This is a genomic window from Pseudomonas sp. SG-MS2 (genome assembly GCF_009933855.1).
In the GTDB taxonomy this organism is placed as follows: domain Bacteria; phylum Pseudomonadota; class Gammaproteobacteria; order Pseudomonadales; family Pseudomonadaceae; genus Aquipseudomonas; species Aquipseudomonas putida_E.
Window position 1 is genome coordinate 1 of sequence record NZ_MOMO01000024.1, and the last position, 17,281, is coordinate 17,281.

At 63.0% G+C, this 17,281-nt stretch carries 17 protein-coding genes; 7 read left to right on the plus strand and 10 right to left on the minus strand.

Annotated features, from left to right (window positions below; all coding sequences use genetic code 11):
* The 4 genes from mutL to BLX42_RS02030 all read right to left on the minus strand — a co-directional run.
* On the minus strand, positions 1-1,211 hold a 1,211-nt coding region (gene mutL, locus BLX42_RS02015), incomplete at its 3' end, for a DNA mismatch repair endonuclease MutL (protein WP_256671908.1).
* A complete protein-coding gene (locus BLX42_RS02020) occupies positions 1,208-2,641 on the minus strand; it encodes an N-acetylmuramoyl-L-alanine amidase (protein ID WP_046788099.1) in 1,434 nt (477 codons plus the stop codon). The genes BLX42_RS02020 and mutL, both read right to left, overlap by 4 nt.
* 11 nt (positions 2,642-2,652) lie before the next feature.
* The gene (gene tsaE / locus BLX42_RS02025) at positions 2,653-3,117 is read right to left on the minus strand and encodes a tRNA (adenosine(37)-N6)-threonylcarbamoyltransferase complex ATPase subunit type 1 TsaE (RefSeq protein ID WP_371316839.1); all 465 of its coding nucleotides are present in this window, start codon (positions 3,115-3,117) and stop codon (positions 2,653-2,655) included.
* Positions 3,114-3,974, minus strand: coding sequence for an NAD(P)H-hydrate dehydratase (locus BLX42_RS02030; protein ID WP_046788101.1), 861 nt, complete (start codon positions 3,972-3,974; stop codon positions 3,114-3,116). The genes tsaE and BLX42_RS02030 overlap by 4 nt, the downstream gene beginning before the upstream one ends.
* A 65-nt stretch (positions 3,975-4,039) precedes the next feature.
* On the opposite strand from BLX42_RS02030, the gene queG reads away from it, so the two are divergent.
* Positions 4,040-5,104, plus strand: coding sequence for a tRNA epoxyqueuosine(34) reductase QueG (gene queG, locus BLX42_RS02035; protein ID WP_046788102.1), 1,065 nt, complete (start codon positions 4,040-4,042; stop codon positions 5,102-5,104).
* Between the two features lie 28 nt (positions 5,105-5,132).
* Here queG and BLX42_RS02040 read toward each other — a convergent pair whose 3' ends face one another.
* Together BLX42_RS02040 and orn are read right to left on the minus strand one after the other, a co-directional pair.
* Complete coding sequence (locus tag BLX42_RS02040) at positions 5,133-5,744, minus strand: trimeric intracellular cation channel family protein (protein ID WP_003249516.1); 612 nt, start codon at positions 5,742-5,744, stop codon at positions 5,133-5,135.
* Positions 5,745-5,837: 93 nt separating this feature from the next.
* Complete coding sequence (gene orn / locus BLX42_RS02045; protein WP_046788103.1) at positions 5,838-6,380, minus strand: oligoribonuclease; 543 nt, start codon at positions 6,378-6,380, stop codon at positions 5,838-5,840.
* Between the two features lie 160 nt (positions 6,381-6,540).
* On the opposite strand from orn, the gene rsgA reads away from it, so the two are divergent.
* A complete protein-coding gene (gene rsgA / locus BLX42_RS02050) occupies positions 6,541-7,572 on the plus strand; it encodes a small ribosomal subunit biogenesis GTPase RsgA (RefSeq protein ID WP_046788104.1) in 1,032 nt (343 codons plus the stop codon).
* A gap of 114 nt (positions 7,573-7,686) precedes the next feature.
* Positions 7,687-8,166, plus strand: a complete 480-nt coding sequence (locus tag BLX42_RS02055) for a molecular chaperone Tir (protein WP_115273760.1) — start codon at positions 7,687-7,689, stop codon at positions 8,164-8,166.
* A 29-nt stretch (positions 8,167-8,195) separates the two neighbouring features.
* Here BLX42_RS02055 and motB read toward each other — a convergent pair whose 3' ends face one another.
* Together motB and motA are read right to left on the minus strand one after the other, a co-directional pair.
* Positions 8,196-9,215: a flagellar motor protein MotB gene (gene motB, locus BLX42_RS02060; protein ID WP_115273759.1), complete on the minus strand. Its 1,020-nt coding sequence runs from the start codon at positions 9,213-9,215 to the stop codon at positions 8,196-8,198.
* 3 nt (positions 9,216-9,218) lie between these two features.
* Positions 9,219-10,070, minus strand: coding sequence for a flagellar motor stator protein MotA (gene motA, locus BLX42_RS02065; protein ID WP_046788106.1), 852 nt, complete (start codon positions 10,068-10,070; stop codon positions 9,219-9,221).
* Positions 10,071-10,200: 130 nt separating this feature from the next.
* On the opposite strand from motA, the gene BLX42_RS02070 reads away from it, so the two are divergent.
* From BLX42_RS02070 to asd, 3 genes are read left to right on the plus strand one after another with little or no spacing between them, the layout of a single operon-like run.
* On the plus strand, positions 10,201-11,736 hold the full coding sequence (locus BLX42_RS02070) for an HDOD domain-containing protein (RefSeq protein WP_161871036.1): 1,536 nt from the start codon (positions 10,201-10,203) through the stop codon (positions 11,734-11,736).
* Between the two features lie 44 nt (positions 11,737-11,780).
* Positions 11,781-12,590, plus strand: coding sequence for a rhodanese-like domain-containing protein (locus tag BLX42_RS02075; RefSeq protein ID WP_161871037.1), 810 nt, complete (start codon positions 11,781-11,783; stop codon positions 12,588-12,590).
* Positions 12,591-12,599: 9 nt separating this feature from the next.
* Positions 12,600-13,463, plus strand: coding sequence for an archaetidylserine decarboxylase (gene asd, locus BLX42_RS02080; RefSeq protein WP_046788109.1), 864 nt, complete (start codon positions 12,600-12,602; stop codon positions 13,461-13,463).
* Positions 13,464-13,533: 70 nt separating this feature from the next.
* On the opposite strand, the gene serB is transcribed toward asd, so the two are convergent.
* Entirely contained in the window at positions 13,534-14,748 is a 1,215-nt protein-coding gene (gene serB, locus BLX42_RS02085; protein ID WP_046788110.1) for a phosphoserine phosphatase SerB, read from the minus strand.
* Between the two features lie 134 nt (positions 14,749-14,882).
* Here serB and BLX42_RS02090 point away from each other — a divergent pair, with 134 nt between their 5' ends.
* Positions 14,883-16,349 (plus strand): AhpA/YtjB family protein, encoded by a 1,467-nt coding sequence (locus BLX42_RS02090; protein ID WP_161871038.1) that lies wholly within the window; start codon positions 14,883-14,885, stop codon positions 16,347-16,349.
* A gap of 74 nt (positions 16,350-16,423) precedes the next feature.
* Here BLX42_RS02090 and BLX42_RS02095 read toward each other — a convergent pair whose 3' ends face one another.
* A complete protein-coding gene (locus BLX42_RS02095) occupies positions 16,424-17,134 on the minus strand; it encodes a membrane integrity-associated transporter subunit PqiC (protein WP_046788112.1) in 711 nt (236 codons plus the stop codon).
* Positions 17,135-17,281: the final 147 nt, after the last annotated feature.

Genomic DNA, 17,281 nt, shown 5'->3' on the forward strand with positions numbered 1-17,281 from the left:
GATGGCCGGGGGGTGTACTGGTACTGGTAACCGGCGCCACTGCCGCCGTTGGAAATCGAATGCTGGGGCACCTGGGGCTGTTCGAGCACCGGCGAGGCCAGGCGCATCTCGCCTTGCGGGCCGAATTCGCCCGCCTGTTGCCCCGTCGGGCGGACGACCTCGGCAGCGGCGGCAGGCGCCGACGCCAGATGGTCTTCCGGGCGCACGTCGGCCAAGGCACGGTGCAGCGTGCCGTAGAGAAAATCGTGAACCGAACGCCCCTCACGGAAACGCACTTCGTGCTTGGTCGGGTGCACGTTGACGTCGACGCCGTTGGGCTCAAGCTCAAGGAACAGCACGAACGTGGGGTGACGGCCATTGAACAGCACATCACGGTAAGCCTGGCGCACCGCATGGGCTACCAGCTTGTCGCGCACCGCACGGCCGTTGACGAAGAAGTACTGAAGGTCTGCCTGGCTGCGCGAGAAAGTCGGCAGGCCGACCCAGCCCCACAGACGCAGGCCGTTACGCTCGACATCGATCGGCAGCGCCTGCTCCATGAAGCCCCCGCCACAAATGGCGCCGACCCGCCGCGCACGGGCCGTTTCATCATGCGCCTCGTGCAGGCTGAGGATGCTCTTGCCGTTGTGCCGCAGGTGGAAGGCCACATCGAAGCGGGCCAGGGCCAGGCGCCGGATGACTTCCTGCAGGTGATCGAATTCGGTCTTTTCGGCCTTGAGAAACTTGCGACGGGCCGGGGTATTGAAGAACAGGTCACGCACTTCCACCGAGGTGCCGACAGGGTGTGCGGCAGGCTGCACACGCGGAGTCATGTCGCGACCTTCGGTCTCGACCTGCCAGGCTTCGCTAGCACTGGCGGTGCGCGACGTCAGGGTCAGGCGCGCCACCGAGCTGATGGAAGCCAGGGCCTCGCCACGAAAGCCCAGGCTCAGCACACCTTCGAGGTCTTCCAGCTCACGGATCTTGCTGGTGGCGTGCCGGGCCAGAGCCAATGGCAGGTCGTCAGCGGAAATGCCGCTGCCGTCGTCACGTACCCGCAACAACTTGACGCCGCCCTGCTCCACTTCGACATCGATGCGTCGGGCACCGGAATCCAGACTGTTCTCCAGCAACTCCTTGGCCACCGAAGCCGGGCGTTCGACCACCTCACCGGCGGCAATCTGGTTGGCCAGCCGCGGGCTGAGCAGCTGGATGCGCGACCCCCCACTCATTGCTGCGAGGCCAGGGTCGTTGAGGGAATATTGAGGTGCTGGCCGACCTTCAGCTCATCGCTCTTGAGGCTGTTGGTGTTGCGCAGGCTAGCCACGCTGACCTGGTAGCGCACGGCAAGCATCGCCAGGGTCTCGCCCGGACGTACCGTGTGCTCACGTGGCCCCTGCGCGATCTTGCCGCTGTCGCGCATCCAGGCGATGTAGGTACCAGGCGGCGGGTTCTGCTGGAAGTACTGGCGCACACCGGTATGGATCGAGCGGGCCAGTGCCTGCTGATGGCTGCGCGTGGCCAGCTTGGCGGCTTCGTTGTTGTTGGAGATGAACCCGGTTTCGACCAGGATCGACGGAATGTCCGGCGACTTCAGCACCATGAAACCTGCTTGCTCGACACGCTGCTTGTGCAGCGAGGTGATGCGCCCCATGTTGCCCAGCACTTTTTGCCCGACGTTGAGGCTGGAACTGAGCGTCGCGGTCATCGACAGGTCGAGCAGCACGCCTGCAAGCATGCGGTCTTTGTCGTCGAGGCTGACGTTACCAGCGCCACCGATCAGGTCGGAGCGGTTTTCCGCATCGGCGAGCCAGCGGGCGGTCTCGGACGTGGCGCCACGGTCCGACAGGGCGAACACTGAGGCGCCAAAGGCGGCCCGCGACGGTGCAGCGTCGGCGTGGATCGAGATGAACAGGTCGGCGCCTTTCTTGCGGGCGATCTCGGTACGTTTGCGCAGCGGAATGAAGTAGTCACCGGTGCGGGTCAGTTCGGCACGGTAGCCCTTCTCGGTATTGATCTGGCGCTGCAGTTCCTTGGCGATCTGCAGCACGATGTCTTTCTCATGCTGGCCACGCGATCCCGAAGCACCCGGGTCCTCACCGCCATGACCGGCGTCGATGGCGACCACGATGTCGCGCTTGCCGCTGGGTACAGGCGGCAGTTTGATCGCCGGCTGGGCCGGGCTTACCGGCACCGCCGGCGTGGTCGCCGGGGTTCGCACAGGCGTTGGCGGTGCAGCAGGCGCCGTGGCGGCGATGGCATCGGCTTCCTGGTCATAGAGGTCGACCACCAGGCGGTTGCCGTATTGAGCATTGGGCGCCAGGGTGAAACTCTTGGGCGTGACCGACTTTTTCAGGTCGACCACCACCCGCAGGTCAGTCGCCGTACGCTGGGCCGAGCGCACGTTGCTGATGGGTGTATTCGAGGTGGACACGTTCAGTGGCGCGGCCAGGGTCGCCCCGTTGATATCGATTACCAGGCGATCCGGTGCGCTGAGGGTGAAGACGCTATGCTGCACGGGGCCAGACAGGTCGAAGACCAGCCGCGTGTTGTCCGGCGCGCGCCACAGGCGCATGCTCTTGACTTGAGTGACGGCCAGAGCGTCAACAGTCACCGCTGTCAGCAGCAGACCAACGACAGCGACCAGTGCGCGTATGCGCATACCTACCCCACTTACTGTTTATAGTGTTTGGCCAGCGCAATGCACCAGGCCTCGCCGCGAGCCCCCTGCGGCGCAAGGATCAGCGAGCGTCCGCCCGCTTGGGGGCTTATGGTAATGGTCAGGTCAGGCTTTGGCAAAACGCCCGCACCCTTTTCTGGCCACTCGAACAGACACAGCGGATCTCCCTCGAAATAGTCGCGAATGCCCATGAACTCCAGTTCCTCCGGATCGACCAGGCGATACAGGTCGAAATGGTAGGCGCGCACCTCACCGATCTCGTAGGGTTCAACCACGGTGAAGGTCGGGCTTTTCACTGCACCAGTATGGCCCAAGCCGCGAATAAGGCCACGGGACAGCGTAGTCTTGCCCGCGCCCAGGTCGCCCTCGAGAAAGATGATGCCGCGACCGCCGGTCACCTCGGCCAGTGATGCACCGAATTTGACCGTGGCCTCTTCATCGGCCAGAAACAGGGTTATGCCAGACACGCAGAATGCTCCTCCAACAACTCACGAATGACCGGCGCCAGATCACTGGCCGCCAGGCCTCTACCTTTCACACCCAACCGCTCGCCGGCACACGCGTGCAACCACACTCCAAGACTCGCGGCCTGCCAGGCGTCCAGCCCTTGAGCCAATAACGCCGCCAGTACACCGGTGAGCACGTCACCCAAGCCTGCCCCTGCCATTGCCGGATGCCCGCGCTGGCACAGCGCCAACTGCCCCGACGGGTCCGCCACCAACGTACCGGCGCCCTTGAGCACGCAGACACTGGCATAGCGGCGCGCCAGCTTGCGAGCAGCGCCCGGCCGGTCGGCCTGTACCGCCTCGGTGGAAATGCCCAGCAGCCGCGCGGCCTCCCCCGGGTGCGGAGTGAGGATACTGCCACTGGGTAATGCCAGGGGCGTGCGCGCCAGCAGGTTGAGTGCATCGGCATCCCACACTTGCGGCCGCTCGGCATTGGCAACAGCAGACAGCAGGCTGCGCCCCCAGGCGGCCTGGCCCAGGCCAGGGCCGACCACCAGCACCGAAGCGCGCTCCAATACCCCCATCAGCTGGTTGGCCGAATCGACCCCCAGGCACATGGTTTCGGGCAAGCGGGCAAGGCTTGCGGCCACGTGATCGGGGCGAGTCGCCACGCTGACCAGCCCGGCGCCGCAGCGCAGCGCGGCTTCGGCGCTCAGCAGCACTGCGCCACCGGTACCGAGGTCGCCACCCACCACCAGCACGTGGCCGAAGTCACCTTTATGGGCGTGCGGATGCCTGGCGGGCAGGCGCGTGACGGTCACGCTGCTTAGCAGGAGCGGGGCATGGCTTGGGTGTTTGGTCTGCGGCATGGGGTCAAAGGCTCCAATGTCTGGCAGAATTATACGCACCTGAGCCCGTATTGCCTTGCCCATCCATGTCCGCTTGCACACTTGACCTCGCCGCCCTGGCCCAATCGATCAAAAATTGGGGCCGAGAACTCGGTTTTGCCCACGTCGGCATCGCCGGTGTGGACCTTGGCGAGCACGAACAGCACCTGCAGCGCTGGCTCGACGCCGGCTACCAGGGCGAAATGGAATACCTGGCCGCCCACGATGGCAAACGCGCCCACCCCGACCAGTTGATCCCTGGCACCGTGAGGGTGGTTTCGCTGCGTATGGACTACTTGCCCGGCGATACACAGATGGCTCAACGCCTGGCCCAGGCGGAAAAAGCCTACGTATCGCGCTATGCCCTTGGCCGCGATTACCACAAGCTGGTGCGCAAACGCGTGCAGCACCTGGCCGATCGCATCCAGGAAGACATCGGTCCGTTCGGCTACCGGGCGTTCGTCGACAGTGCCCCGGTGCTGGAAAAGGCCATTGCCGAACAGGCGGGGCTAGGCTGGATCGGCAAGAACACGCTGCTGCTCAATCGCAAGGCCGGCAGCTATTTCTTCCTGGCCGAGCTATTCGTCGACCTGCCGCTGCCGGTAGACGAGGCGCATGCCAGCGAGCATTGCGGACGCTGCCAGGCGTGCCTGGACATCTGCCCGACCAAGGCCTTTGTCGGGCCCTATGTGCTGGATGCCAGGCGCTGCATTTCTTACCTGACCATCGAGTTGAAGGGCGCCATCCCCGTGGAGTTGCGCTCGATGATGGGCAATCGGGTGTTCGGTTGCGATGACTGCCAGATCGTCTGCCCGTGGAATCGTTTTGCACGTCCAACCCAGGAAAACGACTTCCAGCCCAGGCATGGCCTGGAGAATGCCGAGCTGGCCGAGATGTTCCTGTGGGATGAAAAGACTTTTCTACGCAAGACCGAGGGCGGGCCTTTGCGGCGCGCCGGGTATGAGCGCTGGCTACGCAACCTGGCGGTGGGCCTGGGCAATGCGCCGTCGACGATTCCGGTGCTGGAAGCCTTGAAGGCGCGCCGGGAAGACCCGTCGGAGCTGGTGCGTGAGCATGTGGAGTGGGCGCTGGCGCGGCATGGCATTACATAGCTGGGGCCGCCAAGCAGCCCCTGAGGTTTCACTGCTGGTCGTTGTAGTGAAACTTCGGCATTTCCCAATGGAAGCGGATCGCCAATAGCCGAACCAGGAACCCACCAAACAAGGTCAGCAGCATGGCCTGCTCTGCCGGCACCTTGAAATACACACAGCCCAGGTAAAACCACGCCGCGGCAAAAGACACGCTGGCATACAGTTCACGCCGGAACACCAGTGGGATGTCGTTACAGAAAATATCCCGAAGGATCCCGCCGAACACCCCTGTAATGACCCCGCTGATCGACGCCACCAGCATGCCCTGCCCCATCTCCAGCGCAGTCATGCAGCCAATCAGGGTAAAGGCCACCAGCCCCAAGGCATCCAGCACCAGGAACAGTGACCGCAGGCGGCGCATCATCGGTGCGATGAAAATCGTCAGCAGCGCGGCAAAGCTGGTCAGCACCAGGTATTCCGGATGCTTCACCCAAGTCAGTGGGTAGTGCCCGAGCAGCACATCACGCACCGAGCCACCACCCAGGGCAGTCACACAGGCGATCAGTACCACGCCAAACCAGTCCATGCCCCGGCGCCCGGCAGACAGGGCGCCGGTCATGGCTTCGGCGGTGATGGCGATAAGGTAGAGCATCAACAACATGGCGCGGGTCCGTGCGGGAAAGGCGCGCAGTCTAACCAGTTGCCCAAGGCACCAAAAGAGGGCGCGCGCACATTCTATGCGCCCTTTTTCGACTCACACCTTGATGAAGTGCGTGCGGTAGTGGCGCAGTTCGGCAATCGACTCGCGGATATCGTCCAGCGCCAGGTGGGTGCTGCCCTTCTTGAAGCTGTCCCGCACGTCCGGTGCCCAGCGCGCAGCCAGCTCCTTCACGGTGGAGACATCGAGGTTGCGGTAGTGGAAGTAGTTTTCCAGGCTGCGCATATGGCGATAGAGAAAGCGGCGATCCTGGCAGATGCTGTTGCCACAGATCGGCGACTTGCCTTTGGGAACCCATTGTTCCAGGAAGGCGATGGTCTGCGCTTCGGCCTCGGCCATGCCGACCTTGCTTTCGCGTACACGCTGGGTCAGCCCCGAGCCGCCATGGGTGCGGGTATTCCACTCGTCCATGCGCGCCAGCACTTCGTCACTGTGGTGGATGGCGATCACCGGCCCTTCGGCCAGCGTGTTCAGCTCGCTGTCGGTGACGATGGTGGCCATCTCGATGATGACGTCGTTGTCCGGATCCAGGCCGGTCATTTCCAGATCGATCCAGATCAGGTTCTGTGGGTTCTGCATGAAGGGCTCCTCGTATAGGCCGTCATATTAGCCTAGCGGTATAGCCCCGCGCATTCCCGGCGCAAAGGTAACCAGAATGGTCCGCTGCCCGTCGTGCTAAACTGCCTGCCGTTTTCAATGCCCCACCACGGCTCTCTCACGCAACTCGCACGGAACACTAATGGCCAAACGCCAGCTCAATCGCCGCCAAAACTGGCGTATCGAAAAGATCCAGAACGAACGCGCCGCTCGCGCTGCCAAACGCGAGCAGCATGCGCTGCAGGAGCTTGAAGGGGGCGACCTGGGGCCGGAGCAACTGGGCCTGGTGATCGCTCACTTTGGCGTGCAGGTCGAGGTGGAGGCCAAGGACGGCGAGTCCGCAGGCCAGGTATTCCGCTGCCACCTGCGCGCAAACCTGCCGGCGCTGGTCACCGGTGACCGCGTGGTCTGGCGTGCCGGCAACCAGGGCATTGGCGTAATCGTCGCGCAGATGCCGCGCAGCACCGAGCTGTGCCGGCCGAACAACCACGGGCAGCTCAAGCCGGTTGCCGCCAACGTCGACCTCATCGTGATCGTCTTCGCGCCAGCGCCCGAACCGCACCCGAACCTGATCGACCGTTACCTGGTCGCTGCCGAGCACGCGGGTATCCGCCCACTGCTGCTGCTGAACAAGGCCGACCTGATCAACGACGAGAACGGCCCGGCCCTGCATGCCTTGCTCGAGGTGTACCGCGACCTCGGCTACCCGCTGCTGGAGGTTTCCGCCCACCATGGCGACGGCATGCAGCGCCTGCAGCAAATGCTGGACGGCCATATCAGCGTGTTCGTCGGCCAGTCGGGTGTGGGCAAGTCTTCTCTGGTCAACAGCCTGCTGCCTGCTGCCGACACCCGGGTCGGTGACCTGTCCGAATGGTCGGGCCAAGGCACCCACACCACCACCACCGCGCGCCTTTACCACTTCCCCAATGGCGGCGACCTGATCGACTCGCCAGGCATCCGGGAGTTCGGCCTTGGCCATGTCAGCCGCGACGATGTGGAAGATGGCTTCATCGAGTTCCGCGACCTGTTCGGCACCTGCCGCTTTCGCGACTGCAAGCATGATCGCGAGCCAGGCTGCGCGCTGCTCACGGCACTGGAAGACGGCCGTATCAAGCAGCAGCGCATGAACAGCTACCGCTCGATCATTGCCAGCCTGCCGGAAGACAGCTACTGATTCGTAGGAAATATTACCGGGGCGCGTAGGGCTATTCCGGTTTTGCCGTCATCTATTGCTCCGCCTGCAGCTTTCCCTGATGGTCATGACTTCCTATCAGGGAGGGCAACCGCGATGCCGGTTTTAATCACTTACCGCCACGAAGAGCGGCTTGACGCCTTTATCCTCAATGAACGCTTGCTGCTCGAAAGCATTCCCGCGCAGCTGGTCCTGTTCGACTGCCAAGGGCAGACCCGCGAAGATCTGTATTGCAGCTTCTGTCGATACATGAGCGATGCAACCCACTGGATTGGGCTTTTGTCCGAATGGGCCGCCGCAGACTGGTGGACACCCTGGCTGCTGGGGGCTGCAGTCATGAGCAGCCGGCGTGTCAGCTTTTATCAAAGAAACGGCGGCGCTCTGCCTGAGTGCTTTGGCAAATGGCCGGTAATGCGCGAGCGCAGGCACATCGACCTATTTGTGCGGGCCTATCACGATGAGTGCACGTTCACCCGCGCCATGACGTTGCCGCCGGGGCGCGGAAGCTGCGCTGACAGGGACAATGCTGACTTCTTTCATGCGGATCTGAAGGCCAAGATCCGGCGGGGGTTTTGATGAATCGGGGCCGCTGGGCGGCCCCTGCGTCACTGGTCGTTGGGCTCGTCCATCCTCAAGGTGCCTTCCTCGAAGATGTTCAGCTTCTGGCGCAGTTCACGCGGCTGCATCGGTGCATCCTGCGCAGCAGGTGCCGCCGAAGCATCAGGCGCAGCGCCGGCAGGCGGCGCTGGCTGGCTTGGCTGTGCAGGCGACGTACCCTGCTCACCCTCAATGTTGCGCTGGGCCTTTTTGGTCAGGACGATGATGTCGATACGGCGGTTTACCGGGTTGAACGGGTCTTTGCGGTCGAACAGCGAAGACGACGCATAACCCACCACCCGCGCGACCTGGTCATCCGGATAGCCACCGGCAACCAGCGCACGCCGTGCGGCATTGGCGCGATTGGCCGACAGCTCCCAGTTGCCGAACTCGCCGCTGTCCGAATAAGGCTTGGCATCGGTGTGACCACTGACGCTGATCTTGTTCGGCACCGCCTTGATGGTGTCGGCCATGGCCAGCAGAATGTCCTCGAAATACGGCTGCAGGCGGGCGCTGCCGATGTCGAACATCGGCCGGTTCTCGGCATCCATGATCTGGATGCGCAGGCCGTCCTGAGTGATCTCGAAGAGAATCTGGTCCTTGAACTTCTGCAGCTGGGGGTTTTCCTCGACCTTGTTCTGCAGCTCCTGCAACAGCAGTTCGAGGCGTTCTCGCTCAACCTGTTCAGCTAAAGTCTCGACCTGGTCCTTGTCCAGCTGAATGCTGGTATCGGGCGTAGGCTCGGACTTCTCCTCCGGGTTGATGGTCTTTTCCGGCGCCAGCTGGGGCGAGCCGCCAAGGTCGATCACGTAGGGCGTACCGCTTTCGGAGAAACCGATCGGGTCCTTGAAGTAGCCGGCAATGGCGATCTTCTGCTCCGGCGTTGCGGTGGACAGCAGCCACAGCACCAGAAAGAACGCCATCATCGCCGTGGCGAAGTCAGCGAAGGCGATCTTCCAGGCGCCGCCATGGTGGCCACCACCGTAGCGCTTGACGCGCTTGATGATTATCGGCTGATTGTTTTCCATGGCTCAGCGACCGCGAACTGCTTGTTCCAGCTCGACAAAGCTCGGGCGATGCTTCGGATACAGCACCTTGCGCCCGAATTCAACCGCCAGCGAAGGTGGCATGCCAGAGGCCGAAGCGACCAGCGAAGCCTTGATCGACTCATAGAGGTTGAGCTCTTCCTTGGCATCGTGCTCCAGGCACTTGGCCAGCGGGCCGAAGAAACCATAGGCCGCAAGGATACCGAAGAAGGTACCGACCAGCGCGGCGCCGACGTGCAGGCCGATGGAGGCCTGGTCGCCTTCGCCCAGAGACGCCATGGTCACCACGATACCCAGTACTGCCGCGACGATACCGAAACCGGGCATGCCGTCGGCAATGCCGTTGACCGCATGCGACGGGTGCTCGAGCTCTTCCTTCATGCTCAACAGTTCCATGTCGAACAAGCCTTCGAGCTCGTGGGGGGCCATGTTGCCGGTGGACATGATGCGCAGGTAGTCGCAGATGAAGGCAGTCATGCGTTCATCACCCAGCACCGCTGGGTATTTGGCAAAGATCGGGCTGGCCGCGGCGTCCTCGATATCGCCCTCGATCGCCATCATGCCTTCGCGACGGCTCTTGTTGAGGATTTCGTACACCAGGCCCAGCACTTCCAGGTAGAAAGTATGGGTGAAGCGCGTGCCGAACATCTTCAGCGACTTCTTGATTACATGCATGGTCATGTAACCGGGGTTGGCCTGCATGAAGGCGCCAAAGGCTGCACCGCCGATGATCAGCACTTCGAACGGCTGGATCAGTGCCGCGATCTTGCCGTGGGAGAGCACATATCCGCCGAGCACGCTCGCGAATACGACGATGATGCCGATAATTTTAGCCATAGGTTCAAAGCACTTGCTGTCGTGGTCAGGATGAGGGACGGGAGCTTTAAAACTCTTCTTCTACTTATCGGCAGAACTGCGCCAGACTATAGCCACTCAAAGCGAAAAGCCAGTTCGGACTGATGTCAAAATGCCAATGGAATCCAAGGTGCCCACTCAGAATCCGCGTACGCTAGAGGCCTGGGTAAAGCTGCTCGACGGTATTCGTGTTCCGGTACCGAAGCAGAGTTACGACCGGGTCATGGGCGCTATCAACGATAGCCGCCGTTCGCTTCGCGATCTCGCCGAACTGATGCAGGACAGCCCGGCCCTGGTGCTGTCGGTGATGCGCGAGGCCAATCATCCCGCCAACGCCAGCCAGGCAGAACCCGCCGAAAGCCTGGAAATCGCCCTTAACAGGCTGGGCCTGGCGCGCAGCAGGGAATTGCTTACCCGCCTGCCAGCGCTGCCGGACGACGACATACCGCCGGTACTGCGGCAGTTCCTGCTGATCAGCCAGCATGCTTCGCAGCAAGCCAGCGGCCTGTTCGCCAGCCGCCTGGCGCGGCTGTGGCAGGAAATTCACTGGGGTAGCCTGCTGTTCCTCTCGCCCCTATGGCCGATGGCCCTGGCCTACCCCAAGCTGCTGGATGCGTGGGAACTGCGGGTTATCCACAAGGGCGAAGAGGCGCAAGAGGTCGAGCTCGAGCTGTTTGGCGTGCGCATCCTGGCACTGTGCCAAGCCATGGCTGAACACTGGCGCCTGTCGCAATGGGTAACCCAGGGTTACCGCATGCTGCTCGAAGAGCGTGAGCAGCTGGGGCAGATACTGAGCATCGCCCGCGACGAAGACCTGCTCAGCCAACAGCACCGCCTGGACGAGGCGCCGGCACTGAGCCGCTGGTTCAACCAGCCGGCCAATACCGTGCTGCTGGCCAACAACCTGGCCCTGGCGGCACAGGTTGGCTGGGACAACCCGCACCTGCTGCGCTGGCAATTGCTCACCGCGCTGTACCTGCAGACCACACTGGAGGACGTGCAACAGCAAGTTCACCAACAAGCCGCCGCCAGTGCCCGCCGGCACGCCAGGCATGCCTTGTTCCACCCTGCCGAGGCTTTGATCTGGCCCTGGGAACAGCGTCGCCCACACCCGGACATGCTGACGCCACCACCGCCTTCCAGCGAGGCGCTCGGCCATTGGCGCAAGCTGTGCCAGGAGCTGCTGGCACAGCCCAGCCCGTTCACCAATACCGTGCATCTGGCCACCCAGGCCCGCGAAGCACTGTTGGCCTGCGGCATGCAGCGCATCATGCTGCTGACCCTGGACAAGGCCAGTGATTACCTGCGCGTGCAGCAAACTGCCGGCTTGCCCAAGGAGGCTGCAGCCATCGCCTTGCCTGTCACGCAGAGCAAGCTTTTGCAGAAACTGGTCGGGCAGGCCGCGCAGCTGCGCCTGTCACCAGACAACCATGCCCAGTTCGCGGCCCTGCTGCCGGCCCCATTGCGTGCGTTCTTCCGTAGCGAACACCTGTTGCTGCGCTCGCTGGCAGTCAACAACCAGGTACTGATGCTGGCGGTGGCCGACCAAGGCGGCAAACCGCTGGCCGATGTCAGTGTCCAGGCGTTCGGCAAAACCGCGCAATGTATCGAGCGCGCCCTTGCGGTGTTTGCCAACCGCAATGCCTGACCCTTGCGCTACAATCGCCCCTCTTTCCACACTGGAGACCGTGGATGACTGATTTTGCCGGACTACCGCTGGTGATCGAGCCCGCGGACCTGCTTGCGCGCCTGGCTTCCCCCCAGCTGATCCTGGTCGACCTGAGCAGCGCCAACCGCTATGTCAGCGGTCATATCCCGGGCGCCCGCTTCGTCGAAGGCAAACGCACCCAGCTGGGCATGCCGCCCGCGCCGGGGCTTTTGCCGGCCATTGGCGACCTGGAAAAACTGTTCAGCGAACTCGGCCACCGGGATGATGCGGTCTACGTGGTGTACGACGATGAGGGCGGCGGCTGGGCCGGGCGCTTCATCTGGCTGCTCGACGTCATCGGCCACAAGGCCTGCCATTACCTCAATGGCGGCATCCAGGCCTGGCCGGCGGACAAGCTCTCGACGGAGGCACCCGCGCCCGCCACCGTACCGGTACGCCTGCAATTGCACAGCGAACCGACTGCCACTCGCGAATACCTGCAAAGCCGCCTGGGCGCCGATGACCTGGTGATCTGGGATGCCCGCGCCCCGCAAGAATTCTCTGGTGAAAAGGTCCTGGCAGCCAGGGGTGGCCATATACCCGGCGCGGTCAACTTTGAATGGACGGCCGGCATGGACCTCAACGACCATCTGCGCATCCGCAAGGACATCGCCGAAGTCCTCCAGCAACTGGGCATCACCCCCGACAAGGAGGTGATCACCCATTGCCAGTCCCACCGCCGCTCCGGTTTTACCTACCTGGTGGCCAAAGCCCTCGACTATCCACGCGTCAAGGCCTATGCCGGCTCGTGGAGCGAATGGGGCAACCACCCGGACACGCCTGTAGAAGTTTAAGGAACCTGCATGAAATCCCGTCTGTTCATCATCAGCCAGTACCTGCTGCCGCACCATCTTCTGTCGCGGCTCGCCGGCTGCGTCGCCGAGTGCCGCTCACGCTGGTTCAAGAATGCCTTCACCGCCTGGTTCGCCAAGCGCTACCAGGTGAACATGAACGAGGCACTGGTCGAAGACCTCACCGCCTACGAGCACTTCAATGCCTTCTTCACCCGTGCCCTCAAGCCGGGTGCACGCCCGCTGGATGAAACCCCGGGGGCAATCCTGTGCCCGGCCGATGGCGCTGTGAGCCAGCTGGGCCCGATCGAGCACGGTCGCATCTTCCAGGCCAAGGGCCACAGCTTCAGCGCTCTGGAGCTGCTCGGCGGCGACCCGGCGCTGGCCGCCCCGTTCATGGGTGGTGAATTCGCTACCATCTACCTGTCACCGAAGGACTACCACCGCGTGCACATGCCGCTGGCCGGTACCCTGCGCGAAATGGTCTACGTGCCGGGTCGCCTGTTCTCGGTTAACCAGACCACCGCAGAAAACGTCCCCGAGCTGTTTGCCCGCAACGAGCGTGTGGTGTGCCTGTTCGACACCGAGCGCGGGCCGATGGCCGTCGTGCTGGTGGGGGCGATGATCGTTGCCTCGATCGAGACCGTGTGGGCCGGCCTGGTCACTCCGCCTAAGCGCGAACTTAAAACCTTCCGCTATGACGAAGGCAGCCGTGCGCCGATCCATCTGGAGAAGGGTGCGGAACTGGGCCGCTTCAAGCTGGGCTCCACGGCTATCGTGCTGTTTGGGCCGGAGCAGGTGAAGTGGGCTGAAACCCTGGGTGCCGGTTCGGCAACGCGCATGGGTGAGCTGTTGGCGGTTCCCGCGCAGGCTTGATTCTGGCAAAAAATGAAAAGGCCCTGCATGACTGAAGTCATGCAGGGCCTTTTTGTCTGCGAGGCTTGTGTCAGCCCCGCGCGTCGCGGTCGCGCAGCCCCAGCAGATACAGCACGCCGTCCAGCCCCAGAGTCGAGATGGCCTGCTTGGCCGATTGACGTACCAGTGGCTTGGCGCGGAAGGCGACGCCCAGGCCGGCCAGCGACAGCATCGGCAGGTCGTTGGCACCGTCACCTACAGCAATGGTCTGCTCCAGTTGCAGGCCCTCTTCGCTCGCCAAATGCTGCAGCAGTTCCGCCTTGCGCTGGGCATCGACGATGGGCTCGACGGCCACGCCGGTCACCTTGCCATCGACCACTTCCAGCTCGTTGGCGAACACATAATCGATGCCCAGGCGTGCCTGCACCTGCTTGGCAAAGTAGGTGAAGCCACCCGAAAGGATTGCAGTCTTGTAGCCCATGCGCTTGAGCTCGGCGAACAGGTTCTCGGCACCTTCGGTGAGGCGCAGCGAAGCACCGATCTGGTCCAACACACCAACATCCAGGCCTTTGAGCAGCGCCATGCGCTCCTTGAAGCTGGCGCGAAAGTCCAGTTCGCCGCGCATTGCACGTTCGGTAATCGCCGCCACCTGCTCGCCGACACCTGCAGCCTTGGCCAGTTCGTCGATGACTTCGGCCTCGATCAGGGTCGAATCCATGTCAAACACGGCCAGGCGGCGGTTGCGACGGAACAGGTCGTCCTTCTGGAAGGCGATGTCGATGTTCAGCGCTTCGGACAATGCAAAGAAGTCGGCGCGCAGCGCCTGGGCATCGCTTGGCTCACCGCGGACGGAAATTTCCAGGGCAGCCTTGCCTTTCTCGCGCTGCGCGCCCAGCGCAACACGTGCAGACAGGCGCTCGATCCGCTCGATGGTCAGGCCATATTGGCTGATGACCGCGCTGACACTCTGCAGTTGCTCCGGGGTGATCTTGCGGCTGAGGACGGTAGCGATATAGCGAGCCTCGCCCTGACCATCGGCCCAGTGCTGGTAATCGGACTCGGAAATCGGCGTGTAGCGGGCCTGCAGATTCAGCTCATGGGCCTTGGACTGCACGCTTTGCAACAGGCTGGTGGCCACTTCGTTGTCCGGTATATCGACCAGAATGCCGAACGACAGGGTGCCGTGCATGACAGCCAGGCCGATGTCGAGAATGTTCACACCGCCCTGGAGCAGGACGCCGGTGATGGCGGCAGTGAGACCCGGACGGTCCTCACCGGTGATGTTGATCAGAACGATTTCGCGCACAACCTGGCTCCGACTTCGATGAAAAATGCGCATTCTACCGATTTTCCGTGACCATCGGGCGCCAACGATACTTTGCCGACAAAACTCGGGTCGCTATACTGCGCGCACTTTCATGCCATTAAGAGCCGCGCTCTGTGAACCGGCCCACGCCCGTCAAACCAGACAACTTCTTCCTCATGATCTTCCGTGCCCTGCGCCAACGTCGCGTTCCCCTGGCACTGCGCATCGCCAGCACCAACATTTTCTTGGTGGCGCTGGCGCTGGTGATCTATGCCTGCGTGATGGGTCTGCAGTTCAAGCAGGCCATGCACGAGCAGGCTGACGCCCTTGGCCAGAGCCTGACCACCCAGACAGCCACATCGGCGACCGAGCTGCTGGTGTCCAACGACATCCTCAGCCTCAACGTGCTGTTGGGCAACCTGGTGAAGAACCCGCTGGTGGCCCATGCGGCTATATATAGCGTGGATAGCCGCATCCTGGCCGAGGCCGGGCAGCGCCCACGCAACAGCCTGCTGGGTGAGGCCGAAGGCCTGTACCAGACCAAGATCACCTTCCAGGACGTGACCGCCGGGCAACTGCGCATCAGCCTGGACATGAGCCAGTTCCAGCAGCCGATGCTGATCAGCCTGCAGAGCATGGGCATCCTGGCCGCGATCCTGCTGGCCCTGGCGCTGAGCCTGAGCCTGCGCCAAGGCCGCCACATCACCCTGCCGCTGCTGCAACTGCGCGTATGGTTGCGCGACCCGCACCCCTACACCCCGGCAATCGATCGTCAGGATGAGATCGGCGATATTGCCCGCCAGCTGCATGCCCGCCTGGCCCCGCCGCCACCTCCGGAGCCTGAGCCGGATGAGTACGAAGACGAAGACGACTTCGACGACCTGCACGATACCCCTGCGCCGGTCAAAGCCGCGCCACGGGCCAAGGTTGCCGCCCAGGTAGACGACGAAGACGACGATGAAGCCTTTGCCGGCCTGCTGGACCACGAAGAAAGCGCGCCGAAGGCCGCCGTAGTCGACTCCGACGAGCCGCAGAGCACTGCGGTGCTGGCCGTTCAGCTAGGCTCGCAGGAGCAACTGCGCCGGCTGCCACGCACCCGCCTGACCGAGCTGCTGGAACGCTACCGCGACTGCCTGGAGCAGGCGGCGTCGCTGTACGATGGCGAGACCCACACGCTCAACGACGGCAGCACTCTGGTGCTGTTCCACAGCCGCGACTGCGGCGAGGATTACCTGACCAACGCAATCTGCTGCGGCGAGCTGCTGCGCGCCCTCGGCCACGCCCTGCAGATCGAGGTAGCCGACAGCGGCATCACCTTGCAACTGCAACTGGGCCTGGCCTTGGGCGATGACCTGCATGGGCTGGAACAGGTAGACCTGCTGATGACCGAAAAAGCCCAGGACGCCCTGGCTCTTTCCCAGCACAGCCGCAACCTACTGCTGGTGGAGCGGCAGATCAGTGATGACTCGCTGATTCGCCAGCGTGCGCGGATTCGGCCGATTGCCAGCCCTGAAGGCGCCTGCTGTGTCGAGCGCTTGATGGAGCCTTACCCCTCGATGCTGGAGCGACAGTTGGCGCGGATGCACGAGCGCAGGGTCTGATATCGAGCCCCCTGCTCTGACACCCACAAAAAAGCCCGCACATGTGCGGGCTTTTCTGTATCTGGGGGCAAACATCAGAACCGATAAACTTCCATATCGGTCCGGATAGGGGAAGCCATGGGGATCTTCGACTTCTCCGGTGTTTTCTTGACCTGAACCGGTGCTGCAGGCTTCTTGCGCGACTCTTCGGCAATCGCTGGCTGGTTGGCCAAGGGTTTGACTGCAGCGCTCAACTGCTCTGCCAGCTTCTGCAACAACTGCCCCTGAGCCTGCACCTGCGACGACTCGCTGCCTTCGTGCGGCTGCTCGAGGTGAACGATACGGTTGTCGCGCACATTGCCGCGACGGTCCAGCAAACGCCATTGCGCGTCGAGGATGGCCGGCTGGTTCTTGCCCGAGTCCAGGCGGGTGATCGACAGCAATACCTGTACGTCAGGCGAGAAGCCACTGCTGGCCGGCGCCAGAACCACCCGTTGGCTGTCCAGGCGCCAGGCCAGCTGACGCACCAACAGTTGATCGATGTCTGCCGACAGGCTACCGGCCCAACGACCGTCCGTCGCCGAACTCAGGCTGCCATCAGCCTGGCGCTGCAAAAAGGTTTCACGCTGCAGGTAATCGGCAACCGATACCGGGCCGAGCACCACGGCCATGCCCGCACTCTGCGAAGGCTGGCCAGGATCACCGCTGTCGAGCTGATAGAGGGCAACCGGCTGATGCATGCTGCATCCGCTCAGCCCCAGCAGGCCCGTCATCAATAGCGCAAATGGAAGGCGCAGAAATTTCATTCATCCCATCCAGGCGGTCGCCACCAGGCTAACCGCATTGATACTGATATAGATTCAATCGGGCACACGGCCACGCCGGCACCACAAGGGCACTATCATCCGCGAAATGTCGGTCCGACTCCAGCATTTCTGCCTGGAACGGCGCTG

What these genes read in the sequence shown, in the direction of transcription:
- BLX42_RS02020 (WP_046788099.1), bottom strand. Translation starts at nt 2,641, where the DNA reads ATGCGCATACGCGCACTGGTCGCTGTCGTTGGTCTGCTGCTGACAGCG.
- BLX42_RS02030 (WP_046788101.1), bottom strand. Translation starts at nt 3,974, where the DNA reads ATGCCGCAGACCAAACACCCAAGCCATGCCCCGCTCCTGCTAAGCAGC.
- queG (WP_046788102.1), top strand. Translation starts at nt 4,040, where the DNA reads ATGTCCGCTTGCACACTTGACCTCGCCGCCCTGGCCCAATCGATCAAA.
- BLX42_RS02040 (WP_003249516.1), bottom strand. Translation starts at nt 5,744, where the DNA reads ATGTTGTTGATGCTCTACCTTATCGCCATCACCGCCGAAGCCATGACC.
- orn (WP_046788103.1), bottom strand. Translation starts at nt 6,380, where the DNA reads ATGCAGAACCCACAGAACCTGATCTGGATCGATCTGGAAATGACCGGC.
- rsgA (WP_046788104.1), top strand. Translation starts at nt 6,541, where the DNA reads ATGGCCAAACGCCAGCTCAATCGCCGCCAAAACTGGCGTATCGAAAAG.
- BLX42_RS02055 (WP_115273760.1), top strand. Translation starts at nt 7,687, where the DNA reads ATGCCGGTTTTAATCACTTACCGCCACGAAGAGCGGCTTGACGCCTTT.
- motB (WP_115273759.1), bottom strand. Translation starts at nt 9,215, where the DNA reads ATGGAAAACAATCAGCCGATAATCATCAAGCGCGTCAAGCGCTACGGT.
- motA (WP_046788106.1), bottom strand. Translation starts at nt 10,070, where the DNA reads ATGGCTAAAATTATCGGCATCATCGTCGTATTCGCGAGCGTGCTCGGC.
- BLX42_RS02070 (WP_161871036.1), top strand. Translation starts at nt 10,201, where the DNA reads ATGCCAATGGAATCCAAGGTGCCCACTCAGAATCCGCGTACGCTAGAG.
- BLX42_RS02075 (WP_161871037.1), top strand. Translation starts at nt 11,781, where the DNA reads ATGACTGATTTTGCCGGACTACCGCTGGTGATCGAGCCCGCGGACCTG.
- asd (WP_046788109.1), top strand. Translation starts at nt 12,600, where the DNA reads ATGAAATCCCGTCTGTTCATCATCAGCCAGTACCTGCTGCCGCACCAT.
- BLX42_RS02095 (WP_046788112.1), bottom strand. Translation starts at nt 17,134, where the DNA reads ATGAAATTTCTGCGCCTTCCATTTGCGCTATTGATGACGGGCCTGCTG.